The 25795-nt window shown below is 67.9% G+C and carries 26 protein-coding genes; 16 read left to right on the top strand and 10 right to left on the bottom strand.

The genetic code is table 11. The features are described 5' to 3' along the window. Window position 1: 1 nt before the first annotated feature. The 3 genes from IBX18_RS16260 to IBX18_RS16270 all read left to right on the top strand — a co-directional run bounded on the left by IBX18_RS16260 (window position 2) and on the right by IBX18_RS16270 (window position 1690). Window positions 2-487, top strand: coding sequence for a hypothetical protein (locus IBX18_RS16260; RefSeq protein ID WP_194834496.1), 486 nt, complete (start codon window positions 2-4; stop codon window positions 485-487). A gap of 34 nt (window positions 488-521) precedes the next feature. Further along, on the top strand, window positions 522-866 hold the full coding sequence (locus IBX18_RS16265) for a hypothetical protein (RefSeq protein ID WP_194834497.1): 345 nt from the start codon (window positions 522-524) through the stop codon (window positions 864-866). A 92-nt stretch (window positions 867-958) separates the two neighbouring features. Continuing rightward, the gene (locus tag IBX18_RS16270; RefSeq protein ID WP_194834498.1) at window positions 959-1690 is read left to right on the top strand and encodes a TetR/AcrR family transcriptional regulator C-terminal domain-containing protein; all 732 of its coding nucleotides are present in this window, start codon (window positions 959-961) and stop codon (window positions 1688-1690) included. 13 nt (window positions 1691-1703) lie between these two features. Here the strand turns inward: IBX18_RS16270 and IBX18_RS16275 are convergent, their stop codons facing one another. Continuing rightward, window positions 1704-2516: a TetR/AcrR family transcriptional regulator C-terminal domain-containing protein gene (locus tag IBX18_RS16275; protein ID WP_194834499.1), complete on the bottom strand. Its 813-nt coding sequence runs from the start codon at window positions 2514-2516 to the stop codon at window positions 1704-1706. Between the two features lie 93 nt (window positions 2517-2609). Here IBX18_RS16275 and IBX18_RS16280 point away from each other — a divergent pair, with 93 nt between their 5' ends. Both IBX18_RS16280 and IBX18_RS16285 read left to right on the top strand, forming a co-directional pair. Further along, on the top strand, window positions 2610-3902 hold the full coding sequence (locus tag IBX18_RS16280; protein WP_194834500.1) for an acyl-CoA desaturase: 1293 nt from the start codon (window positions 2610-2612) through the stop codon (window positions 3900-3902). A gap of 64 nt (window positions 3903-3966) precedes the next feature. Beyond that, the gene (locus IBX18_RS16285) at window positions 3967-4473 is read left to right on the top strand and encodes a DUF5994 family protein (protein ID WP_194834501.1); all 507 of its coding nucleotides are present in this window, start codon (window positions 3967-3969) and stop codon (window positions 4471-4473) included. On the opposite strand, the gene IBX18_RS16290 is transcribed toward IBX18_RS16285, so the two are convergent. Beyond that, the gene (locus IBX18_RS16290) at window positions 4474-5283 is read right to left on the bottom strand and encodes an SAM-dependent methyltransferase (RefSeq protein ID WP_194834502.1); all 810 of its coding nucleotides are present in this window, start codon (window positions 5281-5283) and stop codon (window positions 4474-4476) included. Between the two features lie 94 nt (window positions 5284-5377). On the opposite strand from IBX18_RS16290, the gene IBX18_RS16295 reads away from it, so the two are divergent. The 4 genes from IBX18_RS16295 (at window position 5378) to IBX18_RS16310 (ending at window position 9223) form a co-directional block, all read left to right on the top strand. Further along, window positions 5378-6559, top strand: a complete 1182-nt coding sequence (locus tag IBX18_RS16295; RefSeq protein WP_194834503.1) for a cytochrome P450 — start codon at window positions 5378-5380, stop codon at window positions 6557-6559. A gap of 63 nt (window positions 6560-6622) precedes the next feature. Then, window positions 6623-7228 carry a M23 family metallopeptidase gene (locus IBX18_RS16300; RefSeq protein WP_228541257.1) on the top strand — a complete coding sequence of 202 codons (606 nt, stop codon included), beginning with the start codon at window positions 6623-6625 and terminating at the stop codon, window positions 7226-7228. 31 nt (window positions 7229-7259) lie between these two features. Further along, window positions 7260-8228: a non-homologous end-joining DNA ligase gene (gene ligD / locus IBX18_RS16305; protein ID WP_194834504.1), complete on the top strand. Its 969-nt coding sequence runs from the start codon at window positions 7260-7262 to the stop codon at window positions 8226-8228. Window positions 8229-8347: 119 nt separating this feature from the next. Next, window positions 8348-9223, top strand: coding sequence for an alpha/beta fold hydrolase (locus tag IBX18_RS16310; protein WP_194834505.1), 876 nt, complete (start codon window positions 8348-8350; stop codon window positions 9221-9223). Window positions 9224-9245: 22 nt separating this feature from the next. Here IBX18_RS16310 and IBX18_RS16315 read toward each other — a convergent pair whose 3' ends face one another. From IBX18_RS16315 to IBX18_RS16345, 7 genes are all read right to left on the bottom strand, one after another. Next, window positions 9246-10751, bottom strand: coding sequence for an alpha/beta fold hydrolase (locus IBX18_RS16315; protein WP_194834506.1), 1506 nt, complete (start codon window positions 10749-10751; stop codon window positions 9246-9248). Window positions 10752-10774: 23 nt separating this feature from the next. Then, window positions 10775-11677: an N-acetylmuramic acid 6-phosphate etherase gene (gene murQ, locus IBX18_RS16320; protein WP_194834507.1), complete on the bottom strand. Its 903-nt coding sequence runs from the start codon at window positions 11675-11677 to the stop codon at window positions 10775-10777. 176 nt (window positions 11678-11853) lie between these two features. Further along, complete coding sequence (locus IBX18_RS16325; protein ID WP_147140083.1) at window positions 11854-12729, bottom strand: MurR/RpiR family transcriptional regulator; 876 nt, start codon at window positions 12727-12729, stop codon at window positions 11854-11856. Further along, complete coding sequence (locus tag IBX18_RS16330) at window positions 12716-13888, bottom strand: anhydro-N-acetylmuramic acid kinase (RefSeq protein ID WP_194834508.1); 1173 nt, start codon at window positions 13886-13888, stop codon at window positions 12716-12718. The genes IBX18_RS16325 and IBX18_RS16330 overlap by 14 nt, the downstream gene beginning before the upstream one ends. Then, window positions 13888-15417 carry a sodium:solute symporter gene (locus IBX18_RS16335; protein ID WP_194834509.1) on the bottom strand — a complete coding sequence of 510 codons (1530 nt, stop codon included), beginning with the start codon at window positions 15415-15417 and terminating at the stop codon, window positions 13888-13890. Before IBX18_RS16335 ends, IBX18_RS16330 begins: the two co-directional genes overlap by 1 nt. Before the next feature lie 73 nt (window positions 15418-15490). Continuing rightward, a complete protein-coding gene (locus IBX18_RS16340) occupies window positions 15491-16417 on the bottom strand; it encodes a BadF/BadG/BcrA/BcrD ATPase family protein (RefSeq protein ID WP_194834510.1) in 927 nt (308 codons plus the stop codon). 177 nt (window positions 16418-16594) lie between these two features. Then, entirely contained in the window at window positions 16595-17041 is a 447-nt protein-coding gene (locus IBX18_RS16345) for a hypothetical protein (protein WP_306796283.1), read from the bottom strand. Window positions 17042-17463: 422 nt separating this feature from the next. Here IBX18_RS16345 and IBX18_RS16350 point away from each other — a divergent pair, with 422 nt between their 5' ends. The 6 genes from IBX18_RS16350 to IBX18_RS16375 all read left to right on the top strand — a co-directional run bounded on the left by IBX18_RS16350 (window position 17464) and on the right by IBX18_RS16375 (window position 22193). Next, window positions 17464-19071 carry an ABC transporter substrate-binding protein gene (locus IBX18_RS16350; RefSeq protein WP_306796284.1) on the top strand — a complete coding sequence of 536 codons (1608 nt, stop codon included), beginning with the start codon at window positions 17464-17466 and terminating at the stop codon, window positions 19069-19071. A gap of 128 nt (window positions 19072-19199) precedes the next feature. After that, window positions 19200-19631, top strand: coding sequence for an anti-sigma factor (locus IBX18_RS16355; RefSeq protein ID WP_135232694.1), 432 nt, complete (start codon window positions 19200-19202; stop codon window positions 19629-19631). Further along, the gene (locus IBX18_RS16360) at window positions 19621-20436 is read left to right on the top strand and encodes an RNA polymerase sigma factor SigF (protein WP_194834512.1); all 816 of its coding nucleotides are present in this window, start codon (window positions 19621-19623) and stop codon (window positions 20434-20436) included. Before IBX18_RS16355 ends, IBX18_RS16360 begins: the two co-directional genes overlap by 11 nt. A gap of 141 nt (window positions 20437-20577) precedes the next feature. Beyond that, entirely contained in the window at window positions 20578-21126 is a 549-nt protein-coding gene (locus IBX18_RS43415; protein ID WP_228541259.1) for a hypothetical protein, read from the top strand. A gap of 58 nt (window positions 21127-21184) precedes the next feature. After that, window positions 21185-21340 (top strand): DUF6131 family protein, encoded by a 156-nt coding sequence (locus tag IBX18_RS16370; RefSeq protein WP_194834513.1) that lies wholly within the window; start codon window positions 21185-21187, stop codon window positions 21338-21340. 97 nt (window positions 21341-21437) lie between these two features. Then, the gene (locus IBX18_RS16375; RefSeq protein ID WP_107660815.1) at window positions 21438-22193 is read left to right on the top strand and encodes an NYN domain-containing protein; all 756 of its coding nucleotides are present in this window, start codon (window positions 21438-21440) and stop codon (window positions 22191-22193) included. A 30-nt stretch (window positions 22194-22223) separates the two neighbouring features. Here the strand turns inward: IBX18_RS16375 and IBX18_RS16380 are convergent, their stop codons facing one another. Continuing rightward, the gene (locus tag IBX18_RS16380; protein ID WP_194834514.1) at window positions 22224-23867 is read right to left on the bottom strand and encodes a BCCT family transporter; all 1644 of its coding nucleotides are present in this window, start codon (window positions 23865-23867) and stop codon (window positions 22224-22226) included. 156 nt (window positions 23868-24023) lie between these two features. Here IBX18_RS16380 and IBX18_RS16385 point away from each other — a divergent pair, with 156 nt between their 5' ends. Then, window positions 24024-25790 (top strand): gamma-glutamyltransferase family protein, encoded by a 1767-nt coding sequence (locus IBX18_RS16385; RefSeq protein WP_194834912.1) that lies wholly within the window; start codon window positions 24024-24026, stop codon window positions 25788-25790. Window positions 25791-25795 lie beyond the last annotated feature (5 nt).

Here is a 25795-nt window from a genome sequence, read left to right on the forward strand (position 1 = left end):
TATGCCCAGAAGAATTTCGGCCGCTGCCGCCCTCGTGGCAGCGGTACTGGCCGTGCTCGGCTGCACCTCGCCGTTTTCCGACTCGGCCCCGCAGGAAAGGGCCGGCCAGGTGTCCGGCACCGTCCGCTCCGACCCCGAAACTCTGATGAAGTACTTTCCGCTCATCGGCCGGCCCGCGTCGGTCTCGTGGATCGACTGGGACAATTCCTCCGGCGCCCCGGGTCCCACGATCTATTGGGTGGACGCGGTAGTGGAACTGGAGCCGGCGACCGCGGCGGAGCTGCGGAGCCGGTATGCGCCCGCCGAGCCCGCCGCCGCTCCGACGCTCAAAGACGTTCTGCAACAAGCGGTTCCGGCTGGTACCTATCTCACCGGGGTCGAATTCGACGCCGCGCTCGGCGGGTCCACCGAATGGGACGGCTCGGCGCGCGGTTATCTGCACCCCGACCGGCCGCTACTGATATTCCAAGCCTCGGCCGGCGGCTGAGCGCACACAGTTTTCGATCGAGTGAGGTTTTTCCGTGCAACCTGCGCACGAAGAGCTGGGCATGAAAGTCCAGCGCGCCCAGTATGAATTGGCCCGGATCCGTGGCGTCGGCAAGGTCGATGGCGTGCGCGTGGAGGTCGATGCCGAGAACCGGCTGCTGTCGCTCAGCGTGCCGAACGCCGAGCGCATCCTCGCCGCCTACGAGGCCGCGGTGGCCGACAAGCAACCGCAGGTCGAGGCGGCGATGCGCGAGCTCACCGAGGATCCTCAGGTGAGTTCCGCCCGAATTTTCGCCGAGGCCAATTCCGCGCGGTTGGAGGCGGAGCGGCGCGGACAGCAGACGCATTCCGGCAACGGGCGATTCGAATCGGGGTGGTGAGTCTGCTGGCTCGGGCACCGCGTATGACATAGTGTCAACGTCGTAGGTCTACGCCCGTGACCTATTGAAGATAGGGAATGAGGCCTACCCGGATGACCGAGCCCCCCGTCAAACGCGGCAATTCTCGATCGGGCAGCCCGCGCAACGGAGGCGCGACCCCTGGTCGGGGCGAAAGCCCGGTCACCAGGGCAGCCGTGCTGGACGCCGCGCTGGCGATCATCGACAGCGATGGTGTGGACGGGCTGTCCATGCGTCGACTGGCCGATGCGGTCGGCCGGGATCCCATGGTGATCTACCGGCATGTACCCAACAAGGCGGCCGTTCTCGACGGTGTCGCGGAACTCCTGTTCGCCCAGCTGACGGTCGACGCCACCGATCCGGACTGGCAGCACCGGTTGCGGGCGGTCGCACGCGACTTCCGCGAACTCGCCCTCGCTCATCCGCGGGCGGTTCCGCTGCTGGTCACCCGGCCGTTGGCGACGCCGCTCGGGTTGCGTCCGCCCTCGGTGGTGCGGCCACTCGAGCACATGCTGGCCCTGTTGACCCGGGCCGGCTTCTCGGGAGCCGACGCGCTGCACATCTATCGCGCACTGTTCGGATTCCTGTACGGGCATGTGCTCAACGAGCTGCAGGAGCTCGTCGAACGGCCCGAGGAAACCGATGAGGTGCTACGACTCGGGCTGCATCGGTTGCCGATCAGCGAATTCCCACTGCTGCGGGAACTCGCGCCGGTGCTGGCCGGCTACGACGGCGCCGCCGAACTCGAACGCGGTCTGGACATCCTGCTCACCGGTCTCACCGCGACGCTGCCCGGCCCCAGCTGAGGACCTGTGCGGCTCAGTGGGCGCGACTACCGCCCTCGGCGTCCCAACGCTGCTGTGCGACAACGGATTCGGTGAGTCTGTCAGCAGTGTCACGAACGGCACCGCCCGGTGTCATGCTGGTGGCGAGGCCATTGATCAGAATATCCAGGCCGAGTTCGAGTTCTGCGACGCCGTCGTAGGCGGCAAGGTCAGAGGCGAGGCTGCGTAGTAGCGGAAATTCGCCGACGGGCAAACGATTGAGGCCCATGCGCAGCAGATCGGTGGTTTCCTCTGGTCGTTCGACGATTTCCTGTAGCTCGGTGAGGATGTGGCCATAGAGGAATCCGAACAGCGCCCGGTAGATGTGCAGCGCGTCGGTGCCGCTGAAATCGGCGTGGGTGAGCAGCGCGAGCAGACGTTCGAGCGGCCGCAGCGTGCCCGCGGGCCGCAAGCCGATCGGTGTCGCCAACGGGCGGGTCACCAGCAGTGGCACCACATTCGGATGGGCTACGGCCAACCTGCGGAAGTCGCGCGCGACGACGCGCAGCTGATGCTGCCAGTCGGGGTCGGTGGCGTCGATGGTCAGTTGTTCGAGCACGATCTCGGCGACGCCATCGAGCACCGCAGCCTTGTTCTCGGCATGTCGGTACAGCACCATCGGGTCGCGCCCGAGCGCCGCGCCGAGGCGTCGCATGGACAGGTGGTCGACGCTGTCGCTGTCGATGATCTCCAATGCGGCCGCGAGCATCGCGGCCCTGGTCAAGGGGTGGTTCCTGCGGTTCTTGCGTGCGGGCAGGCCTGCCTCGGCATCCGAGGGTTCGCCTGGCCCGGCCCTGATTCGAGTCATCGAATCCAGCGCCTTTCCGGCTGAAGGGTGCGTTGTCAACGATGTAAGCCTACGCTGTAGACATACGCTGTTCCGGAACCCGAGGAAATAAAGATGGCAATAACAGAGGTCGCTGCTTACGCGCACCTGAGCACGGCGGATATCGAGGCGCTCGGGCGCGAGCTCGACGCGATCCGCCGCGACATCCAGGAGCAGCGTGGCGCGCGTGACGCGACCTACATTCGTCGCACGATCGCAGTCCAGCGTGCGCTCGACGCCGCGTCCCGGCTGACGATCGGGCTCAGTCGCGGCCGCACCGGCTGGTTCGCGGGGACCGCGGGGCTGGCGCTGGCGAAGAGCATCGAGAACATGGAGATCGGCCACAACGTCTGCCACGGCCAGTGGGATTGGATGAACGACCCGGAGATCCACTCCAGCACCTGGGAGTGGGACATGGCGGGGGTGTCGGCGCAGTGGCGCTATTCGCACAACTATCGCCACCACGTCTATACGAACGTGCTCGGCATGGACGAGGACATCGGGTTCGGCGTGATGCGGGTGACCCGTGACGAACGGTGGAAGCCAGACCATCTGCTGCAGCCGCTGCGCAACCTGTTGCTGGCGGCCACCTTCGAATGGGGCATCGCGCTGCACGGCCTGTATTCCGAACGCGACCGTGCGGCGGAGCCGGAGCGCAAGGCCGCAGAGACCAAAGCGTTCCTCGGCAAGATCGTCAGACAGACCGGCAAGGACTATCTGCTGTTCCCCGCGCTCAGCGGGCGCCGGTGGCGGCGCACCCTGGCCGCGAACGCAAGCGCGAATGTGCTGCGGAACCTGTGGGCCTACGTGGTGATCTTCTGCGGGCACTTCCCGGACGGCGCGGAGAAGTTCGAGCCCACCGTGGTGGCCGACGAGACCAAGGGGGAGTGGTACCTGCGGCAGATGCTCGGCACCGCGAACTTCGACGCGGGCCCGGTGCTGGCCTTCCTCAGCGGCAACCTCTGCTATCAGATCGAACACCACCTGTTCCCCGATCTGCCGAGCAACCGGTACGCCGAGATCGCGCTGCGCGTACGGGAGCTCTGCGACAAGTATGACCTGCCCTACACCAGTGGGTCACTGCTGCGTCAGTACCTGCTCACCCTGCGCACCATCCACAAACTGGCACTGCCGGACAGCCTGCTGACCGCCACCTCCGACGACGCCCCGGAGACCGCCTCGGAACGAAAGTTCCATGGCGACAAAACCTTCGACGCACCCGACAACGTCCGTCCGGTCGGCCGGAGCGGACTGCGCACCGCGCTGCGGCGCGCTGAGAAGTCACGTTCAGTCATGCGGAGGTCACCGCGCCGTCCGCTCCGGATCAACCCGGCCGACGCCCGGCCGCGGCAGGAGGATCGACCATGAGCGAGCGAACCAGCACACAGTGCACGCCGCGCACGAGGGAGCCGAGCTTCACCGAGGCGGAGTCATGACGCGATCGACGACCCGCGCCGGTCAACCCACACTGCGCCTGCAGCTCAAGCCGAAAGCGCCGAAGACCGGATATGTCGACGGAGCCTGGTGGCCGCACAGCGAAGATTTGGCGGCGGAGCTCCCCGCGCTGCTCGTCGCCGTCGCCGATCGAATCGGGCCCATCCATCACGTGGCTTATCCGCTCGACGAATGGGCGCGAACGTCCGGTGAACTCGTCATCGACGGTCGAACGGTGCAAGTCGAGGGGTTTCGACAAGGGACACTGCACACGGTCGAGCTGCTGGGTGTGAAGAACCGCCGGGTAGTGCTGTTGGTTGTCCCGCCCGCCGCTGCCGCGCTCGACGCCTCGGCGACGATGGACTCCGCGTCCGCCGCCGACAACGAATCAGCGGTCGATGAGCTGCTGACGATCGGCACCCGCGAGCGCGGTGACCGCGCCGAAGGTGTCGCGGCGGTGCAACGCTGGGATTCCGAAGGCGGCGCCGAACCCGACGCTCGCTGATCAGCGGATGCGGGCCACCGCGCCGAGCATGGAGACCGCCTCCGGCCTCGGGTGCGGACGCCACTCGCCCGGCCGCCACGTCATCACCGAGCCGATGCCCGGCGGGACGAGCTCGAGGTCGGTGAAGAAACGGGTGAACTCCTCGGTGCTGCGTAAGCGGAACGGAACTCCGCTGCGCAGGTTGGCGGCGTCCGACTCGGCGAGCTCCTCGGCGGTGAGATGGTCGCTGGTGGCATGGGTCATCACCAGGTAGCTGCCCGAGGGCAGCGCGTCGCACAGCTTGCGCACCAGCTCGTAGGGTCCGTCGTCGTCGGTGATGAAGTGCATGATGGCCACCAGCATCAACGCCACCGGCTGGTCCAGGTCGAGGACCCGGGCCAGGTCGGGGTGGGCGAGGATGCGGTCCGGCTCGCGGATGTCCGCGTCGAGGTAGGCGGTCGCGCCCTCGGATGAGCTGTTGAGCAGCGCGCGGGCGTGCACCAGCACGATCGGGTCGTTGTCGACGTAGACGACGCGCGACTCGGGGGCGATATCCTGCGCGATCTCGTGCACATTGCCCGCCGTGGGCAAACCGGCCCCGATATCGAGGAACTGCCGGACACCCGCGTCGGCCAGGTAGGCCACCACGCGCCGCAGAAAGCTGCGATTCTCCAGGGCGGCCAGGCGGACGGTGGGGAAGGCCTCGGCCACCATATCGGCCGATTCCCGGTCGGCGGGGAAGTTGTCCTTGCCGCCGAGCCAGTAATCGTAGCGGCGCGCCGGATGCGGCTTGGATACGTCGATCCGCGAGGCTGGGGGTTCCGAGTTCACAACGCCCTCAATTCATCTCGACTATTGTCATCATGTCAGTTCGAGTTGCGAACCGGTAGCGATGGTGCCGTCGCGCCGTCCGGAAGGCTTCATCATGCCACTGCAGTACAGCCCATACGACTTCGACGTCCACCGCGACCCGTACCCGTACTACGCGAGGCTGCGGACCGAGGCGCCGGTCTACCGCAACGAGACCGACGACTTCTGGGCGCTCTCCCGGTATGCGGATGTCCTTGCCGCACTGCGCGATTCGGACCGATTCTCGAGCGCGAACGGTGCCATCCGGATGGAACCGGCGTTCTGGGGCCCGCAGGCCGAGCAGATGTTCTCCTTCGTCGCGATGGACCCGCCCCGGCACACCCGGCTGCGCGGGCTGGTCGCGAAGGCCTTCACCCAGCACCGGGTGCAGGGTCTGGAAGCCCGGTTACGCGAGATCGCCAGCGGGCTGCTGGCGCCCCTGCTCGAGCGCGGCAGCTTCGACATGATGGCCGATTTCGCGGGCCCCTTCCCGACCGAGGTGGTCGCCGAACTGGTCGGCGTGCCCGAGCAGGACCGCGAGATGCTCCGCAAACTCGGCATGGAAATCATGTACAACGACGAGGAGTCCACCGACCTGCGGCCCGAGGCCATCCAGGCGATCGGCGCCCTCATCGGCTACTACACCGAGCTGACCATCGCACGGAGCACGGACCGCCGCGACGACCTGCTGTCCGGGCTGCTCGACGCGGCCGACGGCGACGATCGGCTCACGCCCGAGGAGATCGTCAGCGTGCTCATCCTGCTCGTCGGCGCGGGCATCGAAACCACCATGCTCACCCTCGGCAACCTCTGGCACACCGCATGGCAGCATCCCGACCAGCGCCGCAAGGCCTTCGACGGGCGGATCGACGCCTGGATCGCCGAATCCATGCGCTTCGAACCGTCGACCCAGACCACGCTGCGCACCGCCACCGAACCGTTCGAGCTGCACGGGGTGTCGATTCCGGCCGGCGCGCGCATGCTGCTGCTCCTGGGCTCCGCCAATCGCGACCCCGCGGTCTTCACCGACCCCGACACCTTCGACCTGGACCGGGACACCGGTGCGTCGCTGGTGTTCGGCAGCGGCCGCCACCATTGCCTCGGCGCCAACCTGGCACAGCTGGAGCTGCGGGTCGCACTGCAGGAGATCGTCGCTAAGGTCGCCGACTACGACATCGACCCCGAGGGCGTGCGCCGCATCCACGCCTCGAACAACCGCGGCTTCGCCGCCCTGCCCACCACCATCACGGCCCGCTGAGCGGACCGGGCGGGCACGTTCTCCCACCCGCTCCCCGATATTCGAGCGGAGAGGAGGGCACCCATGACCCGTTACTGGCCCATGACTCGAGCAGCACTCACGATCGGCTCACCGTTCGGCCCACGCGAGGGCGGTTTCCATGCCGGGCAGGATTTCCCGGCGCCGGACGGGACGCCGATCTACGCGTGTGCCGGCGGCACCGTCCTGTTCCTCGGCGCCGCCGGTGGATACGGCGAGTGGATCGTCATCGACCACCCGAGCGCCGACGGTGGCGGGGTGAGCGAATACGGACACATGTGGGACGCGGGCGCGACCGGACTGTCGGTCGGTGACCGCGTCGAGGCGGGGCAGCTGATCGCCTACGTCGGTAGCAACGGCGGGTCCACCGGCCCGCACCTGCATCTGAGCGTCATGCCGCACGGGTACGACTCCGGCGCCAAGATCGATCCACTGGCGTGGCTGCGCGGCGCCGCCTACCCCGGGGATTTCCTGTGGGGGCTCGGCGAGGGCGAACAGCGTGAACTGCTCGACCGGACCCGCGAGGTGTGGACGCAACTGTGCGGTCCGGAGGGCCGGGGTTGGCAGCAGCTCGGACAGGATGCGAACGGCCGGAACCGCACTGTCGTCGATGCGCTCGCCGAGGTGCGGCACGCGGTGCAGGCGGGTTGACCGCGCTGTCCGCGGCGGGCAAGGTGAGCCGATGGGCAGTGAAGAGGTCCGCGCCGGAGTGACGCTGACCAATTTGGACAAGCCGTTGTTCGACGGTGCCGAGGCGACCAAGCGCGATCTGGTCGACTACCTCGAGGCCGTCGGTGATCGACTGGTGCGACCGCTGCGCGACCGTCCGCTGTCGGTGGTGCGGGTGCGGCCGGGGCAGCAGCCGTTCATGCAGAAGAACCTGCCCAAGTACACCCCGGACTGGCTGCATCGGGTGACGGTGTGGGCCGAGAGTTCGCACCGCGAGGTGACTTACGCGCTGTGCGACGACGTCCGCACGCTGCTGTGGTTCGGCAATCAGCGCGCGGTCGAGTACCACACCACGCTGCTGCTCGCCGAGCACAGCAAGGGCCCGACCCATCTCGTGCTCGACCTCGACCCGTCGCCGGAGCAGCCGTTCCGGCAGGCGGTGCTGGCCGCGAAGCTGATCCGCGCGGCGCTCGCCGACGACGGGCTGGCCGGTGCGGTGAAAACCAGTGGTGCCAAGGGTGTACACGTCTTCGTGCCGCTGGTGCCCGGTCTGTCGATCGAGGACGTCGCGGCGGCCACCCGCGCGGTCGCGGCCCGCGCCGAGCGGCTCGATCCGGACCTCGCCACCACCGCCTTCATCCGCGAGGACCGGGGCGGGCGGGTGTTCCTCGACTCCACCCGCGCGGGCGGCGGGACCGTCGTCGCCGCGTACAGCCCGCGGATCCGGCCGGGCACCACGGTGTCGTTCCCGGTCGGCTGGGCCGATCTCGACAACGTCACGCCGCAGGATTTCACCGTCCGCACCGCACTGAACCAGCTCGGCGAGCGCGACCCGTGGGCCGACGACATGCCCGAACCGCAAACGCTGCCCGCCGATCTCATCGAGGAGGGCCACACCATTCCCATCGCCCGCGTGCAAGCGATGCACGAGGGGAAGCGCCGGGCTCGCGCGCGTCGGGAAAATCCGCAACCGGAGCAGTAATTCGCGGCCGCGCGCAACCCATGCCGCTCGGCCTCGGGAATGTTCTGCCCACTCTCGATGGTTCCACCAATCCCGGCGCTCCGGCGCGGGATGTCGAGCTAGCAGAGAAGAGGGCAGCAATGCCGGTTAATGATCTACCTCGGGTCGAGCACAGGTTCGTCGAGGTCGGCGGTGTTCGGGTGTTCTACCGGCAGGCCGGGCCCGACGACGCGCCGGTACTGCTGCTCCTGCACGGATTTCCGTCGGCGTCGCACCAGTTCCGCCGGCTGATCGACGCCCTCGGCGGCAGCTATCGGCTCATCGCGCCCGACTATCCGGGCTTCGGGCACACCGAAGCGCCCGACTCCTTCACCTACTCCTTCGACCGGCTGGCCGACATCGTCGAAGGGTTCCTGGAGCGCCTGGAACTCACGCGATTCTTCCTGTACGCCTTCGATTTCGGCGCACCGGTCGGCTTCCGCATCGCGACCAGGCACCCCGAATGGGTCGCCGGACTCGTCATCCAGAACGGAAACGCTTACGAGGAGGGCCTTTCCGACGGTGCCCGCGACTTCGTGGCCCTGCGCCCCGACCAGCCCGACGCCGAACCGGCCATCCGGGACCTGCTCACCCTCCCCGGCACCCGCGGCCAGTACGAGCACGGCGTCGGCGACCCCGAACTCCTCGCCCCCGACGGCTGGACTCTCGACCAGCACCTCCTCGACCTGCCCGGCCGCAAAGCAGCCCAGGTGGCGTTGGCCTTCGACTACCACAGCAACGTCGAGCAGTACCCGCAGTGGCAGGAATGGCTGCGCACGCACACCCCGCCGGCCCTGATCGTCTGGGGCCGCAACGACCCCTTCTTCCCCGAGCCGGGTGCGCACGCCTACCTGCACGACCTCCCCGACGCCGAACTGCACATCTTCGACACCGGCCACTTCGCCCTCGAGGACAAGCTGCCCGACATCGCCCCGCTCATCGCCGACTTCCTGGACCGGCACTGGCCGAAGGACTGACGGCCTTGCTGCCCAACAGTTCTCAGTCGGGCAGCACGAGACCCGCGGCGGGTGGCGTGGCGTCGATCAGGTAGCGGACGATGGCGTCCCTGGTGCGACCGGGAGCCATGAAGGACGTGTGCCCGTCGCCGTCGCGGGTCAGCAGGACGGAACCGCGGATCTGGGTCAGCATCAGCTGGGCCCAGCCGTAGGAGGTCGACGGGTCGTGGGTGGCGTTGACGATCAGCGCCGCAATGGTGGGTTCGGCGACGGTTTCTCGCGCGGAATTGGCTCGGGCAGGCCAGCCCTGGCACCGCGCGAGGTACCGGTAGGACTGGCTGACGCCACGGGTGTGCGGTGCGATGGTGGCGAGCAGGGTCTGCTGGGCTTTCAGCGCGGCGTAGCTGTCGAAGTCGGGGCGGAAGTCCGCGCAGCCGACGCCCAGATCGGCGTGGTTGCTCTCGGCCGTGAACGCGGCCGAGGCGAAGCCGCTCGCGTCACCGTTGCGCGCCTGGTCGAGCCGGGCGGCCAGGCCGGGCCAGCCTTCGTCGCCGATATTCGGGATGGGATCTCTGGACAGCAGCCTGCCCTGGAGGTTGGTCAGCAGGTCGTCGGTGGTGACCTCGCTGCGGCACTTGCCCGTGCTCTGACAGGTCGGCGCGGGCAGCGGCTGCTGCTCCGCCTTGGTGACCAGATCGTCCAGGATCTGCGACGGATCCGGTTCGCGCACTGCGCATTCGGCTGCGGATCGGCACCACGCCGCGAAGCGATTCCAGCTGTCCTCGATCGCGACGGATTCGTAGAAGCTCATGGTGCTCGTCGGCTGGGAGTGCACGAGCGCGCCGTCCAGCGCCAGGGCGCGGCTCTTGTCGGGGAACAGGCGGGCGTACTCCGCGCCGATCTCGGTGCCGTAGGACAGGCCGAGGTAGGTCAGCGGCGCGCCGCCGAGGCGTTGGCGCAGCACCTCGAGATCGCGGGCCACGCTCACCGTGTCCAGATGGTCGAGCAGATCACCGGTCCGGCGACGGCAGGTGTCGCCGAACGCGCGGTTCGCCGCGACCATCTCGTCGAATTCCTGCTGCCCGCGCGGGAATTGGCGGGGCAGCCGGTTGGCCAGGTCGGCATCGCACTGGACGGCCGGCCGGCTGGAGCCGACACCGCGCGGATCGAAGCCGATCAGATCGAAACGTTGCCGGAGCGCGCCGGGGAACAGACCGGGCTCGGCGCCTTCGAGGGCGACGATCTGCGTGCCCGCGCCGCCGGGACCGCCAGGGTTGACGACCAGGTCCCCGATCTTCTGCGCCGGATCGGTCGCGGGCAGTCGATTGACCCCGACCTGAATCTTCGCTCCGCCCGGGTTGTTCCAGTCCAGCGGCACATCGATGCTCGCGCACTGGACGGCTGAGCTGGAACCCGGCGGGCAGGCACCCCACTCGATCGGCTGCCGATTCTCGGTTGCGGACTTGTCCGACGCGTCGTCGGTCCCGCAGCCGACGCAGACTGCGACGACGGCTGTTACGCAGAGGGCCAGGCGTGCTGCGGTCGACATACCCCTTCGCGGGTACACCCCGCCTACCCGGCGCTGCCGACGGCGGTGCGCACGAACCCGTCGGCGCCCGCGAGCAGCCTGCGGGCCGCGGCCACGTCGACGCCGGCCAGTTGCATGACGATCGCGGTTTTCGGGTGTCCGTCGGCGGCGTCCAGCAGGGCGGCGGCGGTGACCGGGTCGACGCCGGTGGCGTCCTCGATGATCCGGCGGGCCCGGTCGACGAGCTTGGCATTGGTCGGCTTCACGTCGACCATGCGGTTGCCGTAGACCTTGCCCGACTGCACCATGGTGGCGGTCGTGAGCATGTTGCACACCATCTTCTGCGCCGTACCGGCCTTCAAGCGGGTCGATCCGGTCAATACCTCTGGGCCCGTCTCGATTTCGATACCGACGTCGGCGTGCTCGCTCAACTCGGCATGGCGATTGCAGGAGACGCCGACGGTGGCGGCGCCGATCGATCGGCCGTGCTGCAGGGCGCCGATCGCGTACGGGGTCCGGCCGCTCGCCGCCAGCGCCACGATCACGTCGTCGGCGGTCAGGTCGATCTCGGCGAGATCCGCGACGGCGAGCGCGGGGTCGTCCTCGGCACCCTCCACCGCGTGCGCGAACGCCGCGGCGCCGCCGGCGATGATGCCGATGACCTCGTCGGGGGCGGTGCCGAAGGTCGGCGGGCACTCGACGGCGTCCAGCACCCCGAGCCTGCCGCTGGTTCCAGCGCCGACATAGATCAGCCTGCCGCCGGTCCTGCGGGCCGCGACGATCAGCTCGACCGCCCGGGCGATCTCCGGGATCGCCTGGGCCACCGCGGAAGCCACGACGGCATCCTCGGAATTCATGGTGCGCAACAACTCGTCCACGGTCATGGAGTCGAGCGCGGCGGTCCGCGGATTCGCTTCCTCGGTGCTCAGTGTGCTGATGTCGCTCATGACCGCGCCTCGCCGGCGCTCGGCTCCGTCATGCGCGACTGCGCACTGGGTCTTTGGTTCGCGCTCACTTCGCCTCCTATGTCCATGCGGGAACTACGGTCGAACAAGTGGTGTGGTCCCGACCGTGTCGTGACTACCTGTGAAGCTGCCTCGTCGATCTGCGTGCTGCGGCTCCCTCACGGCGCCTTCCGCACCGTGCGGGAGATCCGGCGATCCGCTACCGCGTCATAGGTCCGGCGCAGCGCCACCGCGGCCGACGGCGTGCGCTGCAGGACGCCGATATAGAGCGCGTCGACGATGAGGAGCTGGCTCATCCGGCTCGCCATCGCGGCGGACCGGAAACCGTCCTCGCGCCCGGCGACGAGCACCGTGTGCGCGGCCGCCCGAGCCAGCCTGGACTGTGCGCCCGCCGTGACGGCGACGGTCGTCGTTCGCCTGCCACCGGCGCGATCCACGGCGTCGATGATGGCGGCGGTCTCGCCCGAGTGGGAGAAGGCGATGATCACGTCGTCGGCTTCGAGCAGGCTGGCCTGCACGAGGGCGTCGTCTTCGGAGGTGCAGGCGACACACCACATCCCGATGCGGGTCAGCTTCTGCGCCATGTCCATCGCGACCAGCCCGGAGGCGCCGATGCCGATGAGTTCCACCCGCCGCGCGCGCACCAGGGCATCCACGACCGCCGCCATGGTCGACGGATCGGCGAGGTCGGCGGTGGCCACCATGCCCTCGGTCTCGAAGGCGGTGAGCTTGTGCAGCACCTTCGCCAGTGGGTCGTCGGCGTCGATGTCGGTGGCGAACACCGGTGAGCCATCGTCCTTGCTGGTCGCGGCCAGCGCCAGGCGCAGCTGCGGATAGCCTTCGTAGCCAAGGGCTTTGGACAACCGGACGACCGCGGACGTGCTGGTGGAGGCGCGCTCGGCCAGTTCACTCACGGTCAATTGCGCTGCGGCGGCGGGATCGTCGCGAATCACCTGGGCGACCCGCAGCCCGGTCGGGGTCAGCCGGGGGATCGCCCCGAGCAGGCGTGTGCGGACGTCGTCACCCTCGTTCATGGTTCTCCAACCTGAGCTGTCGCGGTGCCGCGCCGGGAGTTTCGGGCAGGGTCAGCGGGGTGGCACCTGGCGTGATCGAACCGAGCACCCTTGCCTGCGTCGCGTCGGTGCAGACTGCGTCGGTGCCGGCGAGTCCGTGCATGGTGAGGAACCCGAGCACGGCGAAGGCGGCGGCTTCCTTGGCGGCGGACGGCAGACCGAGCTCGTCAGAGGTGCACAGGGTGGAGTTACCCAGCCGTTCGCCGAGCATGCTCAGCAGGGCCGGATTTCGGGTACCGCCGCCCGAGGCGATGACTTCGTCGGGTGCGAAAGGTGCCAGTGCGTCGGCGATGGTCTGTGCGGTCAGCGCGGTCACGGAGGCGACGATATCGTCGGCAGGCAGGGGGTGGTCCCGCAACACCCGCTCGAGATAGGTCCGGTTGAACAGCTCCTTACCGGTCGTCTTGGGCGGCGTTGCCTGGTAGTAGCTGTCGGCCAGCAGGGTTTTCAGCAGTCGCTCGTCGATGCGGCCGCGGGCCGCGCGGTGGCCGTCTCGATCGATGTGTTCGGTGCCGTCGGTGGCCAGTTCGACGGCCGCGTCGATCAGCGCGTTGCCCGGGCCGGTGTCGAAGGCGACGGGGGAGTCGCCCGTGACGGTCGCGTTGGCGATGCCGCCGATATTGAGCGCGGCCGAACGCCCGGGCCGGCCCGCGAGCCACAACAGGTCGAAGAGCGCGACCAGCGGCGCACCCTGGCCACCCGCGGCGATGTCACGCGAGCGGAAATCGCTGACGACGGGCAGCCCGGTCTGTTCGGCGATCCAGGCGGGTTGGCCGAGTTGCAGTGTGCCGCAGGTCCTTCCGTCGGCCACCCAGTGGTACACCGTCTGCCCGTGCGACGCGACCAGATCCGCTGTGCCATCGCATAATTCGCGCACTGCCGCAGCCGCGGTGGCAGCGAACTCCTGCCCGATCGCGGTATCGAGCCGGCACACCGTGGCCAGGTCGACCGTGCCCGGCGGCAGCGCGGCGATGAGTTCGGCGCGCAGACCATCGGGGTAGGGGCGGCTCAGCAGCCCCAGCACGTCGACGTGAACAGTGCTGTCCCGCAGGTGAATATCGGCGGCGACCGCATCGATGGCATCGTGCGAGGTACCCGACATCAAGCCGATGACGCGCACTAGGCCACCACCTCGACCGGTTCCGGCGGCTTGGGCGCCTGCGCCGGATGGAAGCGGCTCGCGATGCCGCCGACCACCAGCGTGACCAGCACGCCGATCGGCACCAGCCACTGCGCCGCGATGCCCTTCTCGACCACCTTGCCCGCCACCGTGACGTCGATCTTGACCACCCGCACGATGAAGGTCATCACGAGCACCGTGACCACGAACGCGAGCACCGCGTCGAATTGGTTGGCGCGCTTGACCAGTCGGCCCAACAGGAAGGCGCCGAGCAGTGCGCCGTAGGTGTATCCGGCAATGGTCAGCGCGGTGAGGTACACGTTGCCGGTGGTCGCGCTGAAGCCCATGGCGCACAACGCCATCAGCACCGCCCAGACGAGCGTCATGTAGCGCGCGAGCTTGAGCAGCGACTGATCGGAGATCTCGCGCGAGGAGAAGCTGCGGATGATGTCGGCCACGGTCGAGTTCGCCATCGAGTTCAGCGCCGCGGACAGCGAGCCCATGGCGGCGCCCAGGATGCCGGCGACCAGCAGGCCGGAGATCACCACCGGCAGCCCGTGCAGGATGAAGTTGGGGTACAGGTTGTCGGCGGTGGCGAGGCCGAGTTCCTTGGGCGACTTGCCGTCGTTGTACGACCACAGCAGGGCGCCGACCAGCGAGAACGCCGCGAACTGGATGGCGACGAAGATGCCCGAGCCGATCATCGCCTTCTGGCTGTCGCGCAGCGAGCGGGTGGCCAGGATGCGCTGCACGATCAGCTGATCGGAGCCGTGCGAGGCCATCGCGAAGATGGCGCCGCCGATGATCGCGGTCGGCATGGCGAAGGTGTTGGTCAGAATGTGCGCCAGGCCGAAGTCGGTGTCGAAGATGCGGAACTTGCCGTTGTCCAGCGCGTCCGACCACCCCGACGCGCCGACGTGGCCGGTGAGCACGCAGATCGCGATGATCGCGCCGGACAGGTACAGACCCATCTGCAGCGCGTCGGTCCAGATGACCGCCTTGATGCCGCCGAGGTAGGTGTACACGACCGTGACCAGGGTCAGCACGATGATGATGACGTCGTACCCGAGGTCGAGGCCGAACTCGCTGAGCAGCAGCTTGATCGGGATGGCGGAGGCGAACAGGCGCACGCCCTCGGCGAGCAGCCGGGTGAACACGAAGGTCACCGACGCGACGCCCTGCAGGTAGCGGCCGAAGCGCAGCTCCAGATACTGGTAGGCGCTGACGAATCCGCCGCGCTTGTACAGCGGGATCAGGGCGGTCGCGACGATCGTGCGGCCGATGATGTAGCCGATAGCCAGCTCGACGTTGCCGAACGCCTGGTCGGTGTAGGCGCCGCCGGGAATCGAGATGACGGTGAGCACGCTGGTCTCGGTCGCCACCACGGAGAAGCAGACCGTCCACCACGGCATCTTGCCTTCGCCGACGAAGTAGTCGCTGCTGGACTTCTGCTTACCGGACAGGCGCAGGCCGATCCAGGCGATGACGATGAGGTAGACGACGATGACGGCGACGTTGAGTGCGTTCATCGCAGCTCCTCGGTAACGCGGCGAGCGGAATGCAAGTAAGTGTCAGGGCATGTGCATGTTCTGTCAATGAGTGTCACGTGATTCGCACCACCAATGCTTCCAGGGCCGTTGTCGTGTCGACGGCGAGCAGCGCCGCACCGTCGATCGGGCCGCCGCGGGCGGGTCGGCGATCGATCACCTGCGCTATCGCCGCGTCGAGCGGGACGAGCAGTGCCGCGCCGAGGTTGGCCAGTCCGCCGGTGATCGCGTAGGGCACCGGCGGACGCATGCCGGACCGCTCGATGGTGGCGAGCACGGTGCGTGCGAGAGCGTGTCCGGCCGCGGCCATGATGGCGGCCGCGGTGTCGTCCGTGGCGGCGGCCGCGGCGACGACGGGCGCGAAGCGCGCCGCCAGCAGCGCCGGATTTTCGTGCTGTCCAAGGTGTTTCGGCAGTTCGGTGAGGGTAACACCGTAGTGCTCGGCGGCCTTCGCGGCGAGTTCGGTGGGTGCCGCGCGTCCGTCGTGTGCGCGCAGTGCCGCCCGCAAGCCCTCGGTGCCGATCCACGCGCCGCTACCTTCGTCGCCGAGCAGCGGGCCCCAGCCGTCGGTCCTGGTGAATCGTCCTGCGGCGTCGACCGCAGTGGCCACGGCGCCCGTCCCGGCGGTCAGGACGACGCCCGGCGCGCCACCGAGTGCCCCGGCGTGCGCGGTCACGGCGTCCGAGGTGATGGCGACCGCTTGCGCGCCGGGCAGATCGGCCAGTTGACGCGCGAGCAGTGCGGCGGCGTCCGGAGCCGCGGCGGCACCGGCGGCGCCGATGGACAGGGTGAAGGTGTTCCCGCTGAGCGCTATGCGATCGATGACGGCGCGGATCGCCTGCTCCGCCGCCGCGACTCCGCCCGCGTTGGCCAGTCCGGGGGAGCCGGGCCCCTCGGCGGTGCGCGTCTCGCGTCCGTCGAGCCGCAGGGATCCCCGGCAGCCCGTTTTGCCGAGGTCGATGGCGAGCACGTGGTCGGTCATGCCGACCATCCTCGCGCGATCACGCGCTTTTGTGGCGCCCAGTTGCGGTCGGGCCGCGTGCGGTCGGGCCACTCAGCGTGGCTCGGGCCACGGCGAGCCGCACCGGGACCGGAGCCGGTGTCTCGACCGGCGGACGCGCACGACCGTGCGGCGTACGCGTCCGCCGAAGTCAGCGAATTACGGTGTGGAATAACCGATCAGGGCGCCGATGCCCGCGCCGATGGGGATCGTCACCAGGGCGCCGACGCCGCCGAGGAAGAAGCCGATCACCGCGCCGATGCCCGCGCCGATGAGGGCACCGATGCCCGCGTTGTACTGCTTGCGGGCGATGGTGTCGTCTTGCTGATCGACCAGTTGTGCCAGGTGGGCACTGGTTTCCGGGGCGCCGACCGGTGTCATCGTCAAGGTGCGTCCGGTGTCACTGATCTGTGGCCGCACGGCGAAGGTGCGACCGTCGGCGGTGAAGGACGTCGGTAACGTGACGACGACATTGCCCGCGTTGTCGGTCAGGGTGACCGCGGCGGCATCCCTGGTCAACGCGAAGGCGCCGGCATTGACAGTAGTGATCACCCCCGTGCCGTCGGTGGCCGTGGTGTACCCAATGCCACGATCGACACTGGACACGCTGACCTGGGCAGATGGTTGCGCTAATGGTTGGGCGTTGACAATTCCCGCAGTGATTCCGGTCGCCCCTACTGCGAGAAGGGCGGTGGCAAATCCTTTGACTTTCATCGTGTTTCCCCACATGTTCTTCTCGGCCACGACAGCCGATACGTCCCGTGAAGCCGGATCAGGCCACCTCTATTCTCGCTTCGCGACCTGCGTGAAGTGATCGATTCCGCGAATTCCGCGCAACGAAATCCGGCGAATTTGCTGGCCGCCGAATCGATTAGGGCGTGCCCGAATCGCCGGGAGATGTCGATCTCCTGACAGCGCTCGCCGGAATCGCTACTGTCCGAGGACATTCACGGCAGCTCATGTCGGCACGCGCTGGTGACCTCACGCGTGTCGCGGGTGCTGCCCCTGCTCGACCTGGGGAGAACGTAGTGAGATTCACCAGAGCCGGTGCGCTGACGGCGGCATTGTTACTGGCCACGAGCCTGGGACTGGCCGGCTGTTCGTCGGACGACAGTACCGACGCAGGCATCGTCACGACCAATATCACCGAGCCGCAGAACCCGCTGTTGCCTGCCAGCAACAACGACAACAGCGGCAGCCGGATCGTCGACCGGATCTTCGCCGGGCTGAAGTACTACGACGCCAACGGTGTCGCGCACAACGATATGGCGCAGTCCATCGAGACGACGGACCGCAAGAACTACAAGATCACCATCAAACCGGACTGGACGTTCACCGACGGCACACCGGTCACGGCGAAATCCTTTGTCGACGCGTGGAACTACGGCGCGCTCAGCACCAACGCACAGCTGCAGGGCTACGTCTTCTCCAGCGTCGTCGGCTACGACGAGGTCGCTGCGGAAAAGCCTGCGGCACAGACGATGTCGGGCCTGAAGGTGGTCGACGACCGCACCTTCACCGTCGCGCTGAAGAGCCCGTCGATCGACTTCGAGCTCGCGCTCGCCTTCACCCCGTTCTATCCGCTACCCGAGGCGGCGTTCAAGGACATGAAGGCGTTCGGCGAGAACCCGATCGGCAACGGGCCGTACAAGCTCGCGCGCACGGGTGCGTGGGAGCACAACGTCAAGGTCGACCTGGTGCCGAACCCGGACTACAAGGGTGCGCGCCCGGCCAAGAACAAGGGCCTGCGAATGGTGATGTACCAGTCGTTCGACACGGCCTACGCCGACCTGATCGCGGGCAACCTCGACACCCTCGACACCATCCCGGACAGCGCACTCGCGTCCTACAAGCAGGACCTCGGCGATCGGGCGATCACCAAGCCGACCGCGCAGAACCAGCACATCAGCAGCCAGACCAATATCCCGCACTTCGCGGGCGCTGAAGGGGTGCTGCGGCGCAAGGCGCTCTCGCTGGCGATCAACCGCGAGCAGATCTGCGAGAACATCTTCCACGGCACCAGGATTCCGTCGCGCGACTTCACCGCGATCACGCTGCCCGGCTTCGACGGCAAACTGCCGGGCTCGGAGGTGCTGAAGTACAACCCGGACGAGGCGAAGAAGCTGTGGGCGCAGGCCGACGCGATCTCGCCGTGGTCGGGTCGCTACGAGATCGCCTACAACTCCGACGGTGGCCATCAGGCCTGGATCGAAGCGGTGGCCAACAGCATCAAGAACACCCTCGGCATCGAGGCGATCGGCGCGCCGTATCCGACCTTCAAGGACGTCCGATCGGCGATCACCGCCCGGACGATCGGTAAGGCGTTCCGGTACGGCTGGCAGGGCGACTACCCGACGATGCTGCAGTTCCTCACCGCGCAGTACTACACCGGTGCGGGCACCAACAATGTCGACTACAGCAGCCCCGAGTTCGACAAGCTCATCGACGCCGCGCTCGCCGCGCCGACGCTGGAGGAGTCCTACAAGTTCGTGGCGCAGGCACAGACCTTGCTGTTCCAGGACATGCCCGATATCCCGGTGCTCGATTACATCGCCACCGCGGGTCTCGGCGAGAAGGTGAAGAAGGCCGAACTGGCCTGGAACGGCCAGTTCGATTTCGAGAACATCGAGAAGTAAACGCGTGGTCCGCCGCGTCGCCGGGGACGGCGGCGCGGCACACGGGTGTGCCCCGCTGCCGGTGTGCTCCGGTCCGGGTAGGCTGACCCGTCGATCGGACACGCGCGCGTAAACGAGGTGGTGGCGGAATGAGTGAACGGGTATCCGAATCCGTGACGGGGACAACAACGGTCGCCGTCACGGTGCCCGCATCGCCGGAACAGCTGACGATGCTGCGCGCCCTCGCCGAGACCGTGCTGCTGATCGCCGATTTCGGGCTCGACGAGGTCACCGATATCCGTCTGGCGCTCGACGAGATCGCGACCGTGCTGATGCAGGACGCGGCACCGGGGTCGACCATCGATTGCGCGTTCAGCTATCGCGAAGGCGTGCTCAACGCCACCATCCACGCGGTCGGCACGTCCGACGCCGAGGTCGGGTCCGGCAGTTTCGGCTGGCACATCGTACAGACGCTCACCGACTCGGTCACGGCGACCAGGGCGCCGTTCGACGCCGCCGTCTCCGGGTACCCGACTGTCGTCGACTTCGTCTGGGCCCGGGGCGACCTCGATGAGCAATGACGCGACAGCGTCGGGCGTGGATCATGAGCCGCGCCGGCGTGGTGGGGACAGTTACGACAATATCGAGCCCCTGTTCGTCGAGCTGAGCGAGCTCGACGCCGACGATCCGCGCCGTGCCGTCGTGCGCGAGGAGCTGATCAGCCGCTGCCTGCCGCTGGCCGAGCACATCGCCCGCAAGTTCACCGGCCGCGGCGAGAACTTCGACGACCTGCTGCAGATCGCCCGCGTCGGCATGGTGGCCGCGGTGGACCGTTTCGACGCCTCGCACGGCTCGCCGTTCCTGGCTTTCGCGGTGCCGACCATCATGGGCGAGGTGCGCCGCCACTTCCGGGACTACACCTGGTCGGTGCGAGTTCCGCGGCGGCTCAAGGAGATTCAGCAGACCATTGCGCCCGCCATCGAGACGCTCGCGCAGCGGCTCGGCCGGATGCCCAAGGCCCGCGAGATCGCCGACGAACTCGGCGCCGACCTGGTCGAGGTCACCCAGGCGTTGATCGCCCGCAACGCGTATCAGACCTCCTCGATCGATGTGGGTCTGGACAGCGACGACGACAACGCGCCGCGGTCGCCGCTGGACACCCTGGGTGCCGAAGAGCCGGAATACCAGACCGTCGAGGACTACCTCGCGGTGAAACCGCTCATCGCGGCGCTGCCGGAACGTGAGCGTCAGGTGCTGATCATGCGGTTCTTCGAATCCAAGACCCAGGATCAGATCGCCGCGCAGTTGGGCGTCTCGCAGATGCAGGTCTCGCGCATTCTGTCGAAAACGCTGAGTACGCTGCGCGAACAGGCAATGCGTGATTGATACGGCCCGTTTCGGACTCGCGTAGGCGAGCCGGGGAGGCCACAGTTCCGGCGCTGTAGTTCACCACTGTAGGTCTACAGTGTTGACACTCGGGTCCGAGGGGCGTGTACTGGGTAGACACCCACAGATCTGAGGATCAATATGCTCGTCATCATCGGGCTCGTCATCCTGCTCGCCGCCGTCATCGTCGGGGTCACCGGCGTCTTCGCCAACGGCGGCAGCACACACACGCTCACCGACAACTTCGCCGTTTTCGGCTACCACGTCACCGGCTCGACCGGAGTGCTGTTTCTCTACGGGATTGTCGTCGGTGCTATCGGGCTGGCGGGGCTGAGCTTGCTGCTGACCGGTGCCCGACGTACTGCCCGCCGCGGTGCCAGCGCGCGCCGGGAGCTGAAGGCAACCCGCCGGACTCCGGTGTTCGGCAGTCGGCGCATGCCCGATCAATACCCACCGAACCAGCCCGCTCGTTCCGATCTGCCCGGCACCGAAGCCGGAGCCGGAGCGTCCAGCAATGTCGCCGGGCCGGGAACCGTCGGTCAAACCCTGCCTGGCGACCAGGGCCGGCCGCCTGCCGGTTCGCCGGTGGCGGGCACTCAGGACGCTCCGCAGACCGCATCCGGTGGCCTGCGCCGTCTGTTCAAGCCGAAGTGGGGCGAGCCGCAACCAGCCGATCACACGCGCCGGTAAATGCGGCTCTGCGCCAATCCTCAGGTACCGAACGTCATTCGAAATCAGGTAGTCGCTCATGATCGTGCTCGGAGTCGTTCTCCTCATCGCCGGATTCTTCCTCGGCATTCCTTTGCTCACGGTCGCCGGATTCCTCGTCCTGATCCTGGGCGCGGTCCTGCTGGTCGCGGGCAGCACCGGCCACCCGATGGGTGGTAGGCGGCACTACTACTGAGGGTTCACCCCTGAAGCCATGTTCTGTGGTGTCGGTCGGTCGGCGCGGCGGTGGCGGGCTACCGTTATCCGGTGGCCGACCGACGAAGGGGAATGCCTTGAGCAGCGAGAACGCGACCCGGCTTGCGGTGCTGATCGACGCCGACAACGCCCAGCCCGGCATCGCCGACGGGTTGCTGGCCGAGGTGGCCAAGTACGGGACGGCGCACGTGAAGCGGGCCTACGGCGACTGGACCAGTACCAACCTCAAGGGGTGGAAGGATCAGCTGCTCGCACAGTCGATCCAGCCGATCCAGCAGTTCGGCTACACCACGGGCAAGAACGCCACCGACTCGGCCATGATCATCGACGCGATGGATCTGCTGTACACCGGCAACCTCGACGGCTTCGTGATCGTCTCCAGCGACAGCGATTTCACCCGCCTGGCCAGCCGCATCCGTGAATCCGGGCGCACCGTCTACGGATTCGGCCAGCACAAGACCCCCAAACCGTTCGTCGCCGCCTGCGACAAGTTCATCTACACCGAAAACCTCACCGGCACAACAGAAGAGTCGCCGACCCCGGCCCGCCGCACCGCTGCCAATCAACTCAAAGGCGACGCCAAACTGATGAACCTGCTCCGCAACGCCGTCGACGCCGCTTCCGACGACTCCGGCTGGGCCACCCTCTCCAGCGTCGGCTCGATCATCAACAAACAGCGCCCCGACTTCGACCCCCGCACCTACGGCTACAGCAAACTAGGCGAACTCTTCACCGCAACAACCCTTTTCGACCTGGACACCCGCAGCCCCGGCGAAGGCAAACAAGCCGTCACCTACGTCCGCGACCTCCGCAACCGCCCACCCGCGAAGTAGCGATCACTCCCGGCGCAGCCGCCGAGCGGTTCAGCGTTCGAGGGGGATGGGGCGGTTGTCGGCTCGGCGGCGGCGGGGTGGGGTGTGGTCGTCGATGGCCTCGCCGACCATGGCGCGGACGGCGTCGCGGAGGCCGTAGAGGGGGTGGTTGGGGGTGGGGCCTGCGCCGGGGTCTTCGCGGAGTTCTTTCATGAGGGACCAGCAGAGAGCGAGCATGACGAGGACGAAGGGGAGGGCGACGAGGATGGTGGCGGTTTGCAGGGAGTCGAGGCCGCCTGCGACCAGGAGGACGGCGGCTACCGAGGCCATCAGGATGCCCCAGGTGATGACCAGCCAGGAGGGGGGATTGAGGGCGCCTCGGCTGGTGAGTGAGCCCATGACGAGGGAGGCGGAGTCGGCGCTGGTGACGAAGTAGGTCATCACCAGGATCATCGACACCCAGGAGGTGATGGTGCCGCCGGGCAGGGCGTCGAGCATGTCGAACAGCGAGGCCTCGGCGTCGGCGGCGTTCGCGGTGAGGTCGGCGACGCCGGTGGTGGTCAGACGAATCGCGCTGCCGCCCATGATGCAGAACCACACGACGGTCACCCCGCTGGGCACCAGCAGCACCCCGATGAGGAATTCGCGGATGGTGCGGCCGCGCGAGATGCGCGCGATGAAGGTGCCCACGAACGGCGCCCAGGACAACCACCAGGCCCAGTAGAAGATCGTCCAGGAACCGAGCCAGGCCGGGTCGGCGTAGGCACCGGTCCGGGTGGCCATCGGCAGCAGGTTGGTCAGGTAGTTGCCGATGCTGGACGGAATGCTGCCGAGCACATACACCGTCGGCCCGAGCACGAAGACGAACAGCATGAGCAGCCCGGCCAGCAGAATATTGACGGTGGACAGCCATTTGACACCCTTGTGCAGCCCCGAGAACGCGGACAGCACGAAGGCGGCGCTGAGCGCGCCGATGATGATGAGCTGCACCGTCACCGTGTCCGGCGCACCCGCGGTGAGCTGTAAACCCTTCGCGACCTGCAACGCGCCGAGTCCGAGACTGGTTGCCGTGCCGAAGACGGTCGCGAACACCGCGAGCAGATCGATGGCCTGCCCCGCCCACCCCTGCGCACGGCGCTCGCCGAGCAACGGCACGAAGGCGGCGGACAACCGATTGCCGCGTCCTTTCCGAAAACCCGCGTAGGCCAAGGCAAGTCCGACGATGCCGTAGATCGCCCACGGCGTGAGGGTCCAGTGGAACAGCGAATACTGCAGTGCCGCACTGGCTGCCGCGGTGGTCTGCGGCTCGATCCCGGTCGACGGCGGCGGCTCGACGAAATGCTGCAGCGGTTCGCCGACGCCATAGAACATCAACCCGATGCCCATGCCCGCGCTGAACATCATGGCGATCCAGGCGAGGTTGCTGAATTCCGGTTTCGAGTCGTCCTTTCCGAGCCTGATCCGCCCGAAGCGACTGACCGCGATCACGACGCAGAGCACGAGAAAGACGTCGGCGGAGACCACGAACAGCCAGTCGAAGTTGCCGAGCACCCAGTCCAGCGCGGTCTTCGACGCGGAGCCGAAACTGTCCTTGCCCAGCGCCGCCCAGCCGACACCGGCGATCACCGTGGCGATGCCGATGCCGATGAGGCGAAGGTCGGGTCCGGTCGGGGTCGTGTCTGTGTCGGTAGCCATCGCCCTCAACTATTACGGGTAACGGCCGATTAGCCGAATGGACGCGCCGCTCCCGGGCGCGGGTGCGTGCGGCGGCTCGGGCGGTGCGGACGGTATTTTCCACAGGGAATCGCGCCGGTCCGGGCGCGGAGCGAGCGCGTGACCGGAGGGTTCGACATGTTCACCACCAGACCGACTTTGCGGGGCACGTTCGGGATGGTGTCGTCCACCCACTGGCTGGCGTCGCAGTCCGCGATGGCCGTGCTCGAGCGCGGCGGCAACGCCTACGACGCGGCGGTGGCCGCCGGATTCGTGCTGCACGTGGTGGAACCGCACCTCAACGGCCCTGCGGGTGAGGCGCCGATGATCCTTGCCCCGGTGGGTGAACCGGTCCGCGTGCTGTGTGGGCAGGGACCGGCTCCCGCCGGCGCGAGCGCCGCGCACTATCGCGGGCTCGGACTCGAATTCGTTCCGGGCACCGGGCCGTTGGCGGCCGCGGTACCCGGCGCGTTCGACGCCTGGATGGTGTTGCTGCGTGATTACGGCACACGGCCGCTCGCCGAGCTGCTCAGCTTCGCCATCGGTTACGCGGAGGACGGGCACCCGCCCGTCCCGCGGGTGCGGCAGCAGGTGGAGGAGGTCCGCGAACTCTTCACCACCGAATGGACTTCCTCGGCGGAGGTCTACCTGCGCGACGGTATCGCGCCGAAACCCGGTGAGCTGTTCCGCAATCCGGCGCTGGGCCGGACGTGGCGCCGGCTGATCGACGAAGCCGTCGCCGAGGGCGGTAGCGACCGGGTGGCGGAAATCGAAGCGGCCCGGCGGATTTGGCGCAGCGGATTCGTCGCCGAGGCGATGCTGCGGCAGTCGGCGCGGCCCACCCTCGACACCAGCGGCGAGCGGCACGTCGGCACCCTGACGGCGGCGGACCTGGCCGACTGGTCGGCGACCTACGAGGCGCCCGCGACCTACGACTGGCACGGCTGGACGTTGTGCAAGATGGGGCCGTGGAGTCAGGGTCCGGTCTTCCTGCAGCAACTCGCCCTGCTGCCCGAGGATCTGCCGGCCTATGGTTCCGCCGAGTACGTCCATCTGCTGATCGAGGGCTGCAAGCTGGCCATGGCCGACCGCGAGGCCTGGTACGGCGATGTGCCCGATGTGCCGGTGCCCGTGCTGCTTTCGGCGAAGTACAACGCGCAGCGGCGGGCGCTGATCGACGCCAAGGCCTCCTACGAGCTGCGTCCCGGCAGCCCGGCAGGGCGTACGCCACTGCTCAGTTCGCACATCGGCGGCTCGGGCCCGGTAGCCGACGAGCCGGGCGCGGGCGAGCCGTCACTGGCCAGTACGGGCGAAACACGAGGCGACACTTGCCATTTCGATATCGTCGACCAGTGGGGCAATATGATCTCGGCAACGCCGAGTGGCGGTTGGCTGCACTCCAATCCCGTCATCCCGGAGCTGGGTTTCCCGCTCGGCACCCGCCTGCAGATGGCCTGGCTGGACGAGGGACTGCCGAATACCCTTGTGCCCGGCCATCGTCCGCGCACCACCCTGACCCCGACCTTGGCTTTGCGCGACGGCGTACCGGTGCTCGCCTTCGGTACACCAGGCGGTGACCAGCAGGACCAGTGGCAGTTGCACTTCTTCTTGTCCGTCGCCTACGGCGGCCTGGATCTGCAAGCCGCGATCGACGCACCGAATTGGCATGGCACGTCGTTTCCCAGCTCGTTCTATCCGCGGGACATGGAACCCGGCGGTGTCCTGGTGGAGTCCAGGATCGGCGAGTCGATCATCGATGACCTGCGCCGACGTGGCCACGATGTCACCGTCGGCGATCCCTGGTCGGAAGGTCGGCTGTGCGCCGTGGCCCGGGACCCGGAGTCGGGTGTGCTGTCGGCCGCCGCGAACCCGCGCGGCATGCAAGGCTACGCAGTCGGGCGCTGAATACC

It is taken from the genome of Nocardia sp. XZ_19_369 (assembly GCF_015355715.1).
In the GTDB taxonomy this organism is placed as follows: domain Bacteria; phylum Actinomycetota; class Actinomycetes; order Mycobacteriales; family Mycobacteriaceae; genus Nocardia.

Excerpts from the sequence above, each read along its gene's own strand:
- IBX18_RS16260 (WP_194834496.1), top strand. The coding sequence starts at position 2 with ATGCCCAGAAGAATTTCGGCCGCTGCCGCCCTCGTGGCAGCGGTACTG.
- IBX18_RS16270 (WP_194834498.1), top strand. The coding sequence starts at position 959 with ATGACCGAGCCCCCCGTCAAACGCGGCAATTCTCGATCGGGCAGCCCG.
- IBX18_RS16275 (WP_194834499.1), bottom strand. The coding sequence starts at position 2,516 with ATGACTCGAATCAGGGCCGGGCCAGGCGAACCCTCGGATGCCGAGGCA.
- IBX18_RS16280 (WP_194834500.1), top strand. The coding sequence starts at position 2,610 with ATGGCAATAACAGAGGTCGCTGCTTACGCGCACCTGAGCACGGCGGAT.
- IBX18_RS16285 (WP_194834501.1), top strand. The coding sequence starts at position 3,967 with ATGACGCGATCGACGACCCGCGCCGGTCAACCCACACTGCGCCTGCAG.
- IBX18_RS16295 (WP_194834503.1), top strand. The coding sequence starts at position 5,378 with ATGCCACTGCAGTACAGCCCATACGACTTCGACGTCCACCGCGACCCG.
- IBX18_RS16300 (WP_228541257.1), top strand. The coding sequence starts at position 6,623 with ATGACCCGTTACTGGCCCATGACTCGAGCAGCACTCACGATCGGCTCA.
- ligD (WP_194834504.1), top strand. The coding sequence starts at position 7,260 with ATGGGCAGTGAAGAGGTCCGCGCCGGAGTGACGCTGACCAATTTGGAC.
- IBX18_RS16310 (WP_194834505.1), top strand. The coding sequence starts at position 8,348 with ATGCCGGTTAATGATCTACCTCGGGTCGAGCACAGGTTCGTCGAGGTC.
- IBX18_RS16315 (WP_194834506.1), bottom strand. The coding sequence starts at position 10,751 with ATGTCGACCGCAGCACGCCTGGCCCTCTGCGTAACAGCCGTCGTCGCA.
- murQ (WP_194834507.1), bottom strand. The coding sequence starts at position 11,677 with ATGAGCGACATCAGCACACTGAGCACCGAGGAAGCGAATCCGCGGACC.
- IBX18_RS16325 (WP_147140083.1), bottom strand. The coding sequence starts at position 12,729 with ATGAACGAGGGTGACGACGTCCGCACACGCCTGCTCGGGGCGATCCCC.
- IBX18_RS16335 (WP_194834509.1), bottom strand. The coding sequence starts at position 15,417 with ATGAACGCACTCAACGTCGCCGTCATCGTCGTCTACCTCATCGTCATC.
- IBX18_RS16340 (WP_194834510.1), bottom strand. The coding sequence starts at position 16,417 with ATGACCGACCACGTGCTCGCCATCGACCTCGGCAAAACGGGCTGCCGG.
- IBX18_RS16355 (WP_135232694.1), top strand. The coding sequence starts at position 19,200 with ATGAGTGAACGGGTATCCGAATCCGTGACGGGGACAACAACGGTCGCC.
- IBX18_RS16360 (WP_194834512.1), top strand. The coding sequence starts at position 19,621 with ATGAGCAATGACGCGACAGCGTCGGGCGTGGATCATGAGCCGCGCCGG.
- IBX18_RS43415 (WP_228541259.1), top strand. The coding sequence starts at position 20,578 with ATGCTCGTCATCATCGGGCTCGTCATCCTGCTCGCCGCCGTCATCGTC.
- IBX18_RS16370 (WP_194834513.1), top strand. The coding sequence starts at position 21,185 with ATGATCGTGCTCGGAGTCGTTCTCCTCATCGCCGGATTCTTCCTCGGC.
- IBX18_RS16380 (WP_194834514.1), bottom strand. The coding sequence starts at position 23,867 with ATGGCTACCGACACAGACACGACCCCGACCGGACCCGACCTTCGCCTC.
- IBX18_RS16385 (WP_194834912.1), top strand. The coding sequence starts at position 24,024 with ATGTTCACCACCAGACCGACTTTGCGGGGCACGTTCGGGATGGTGTCG.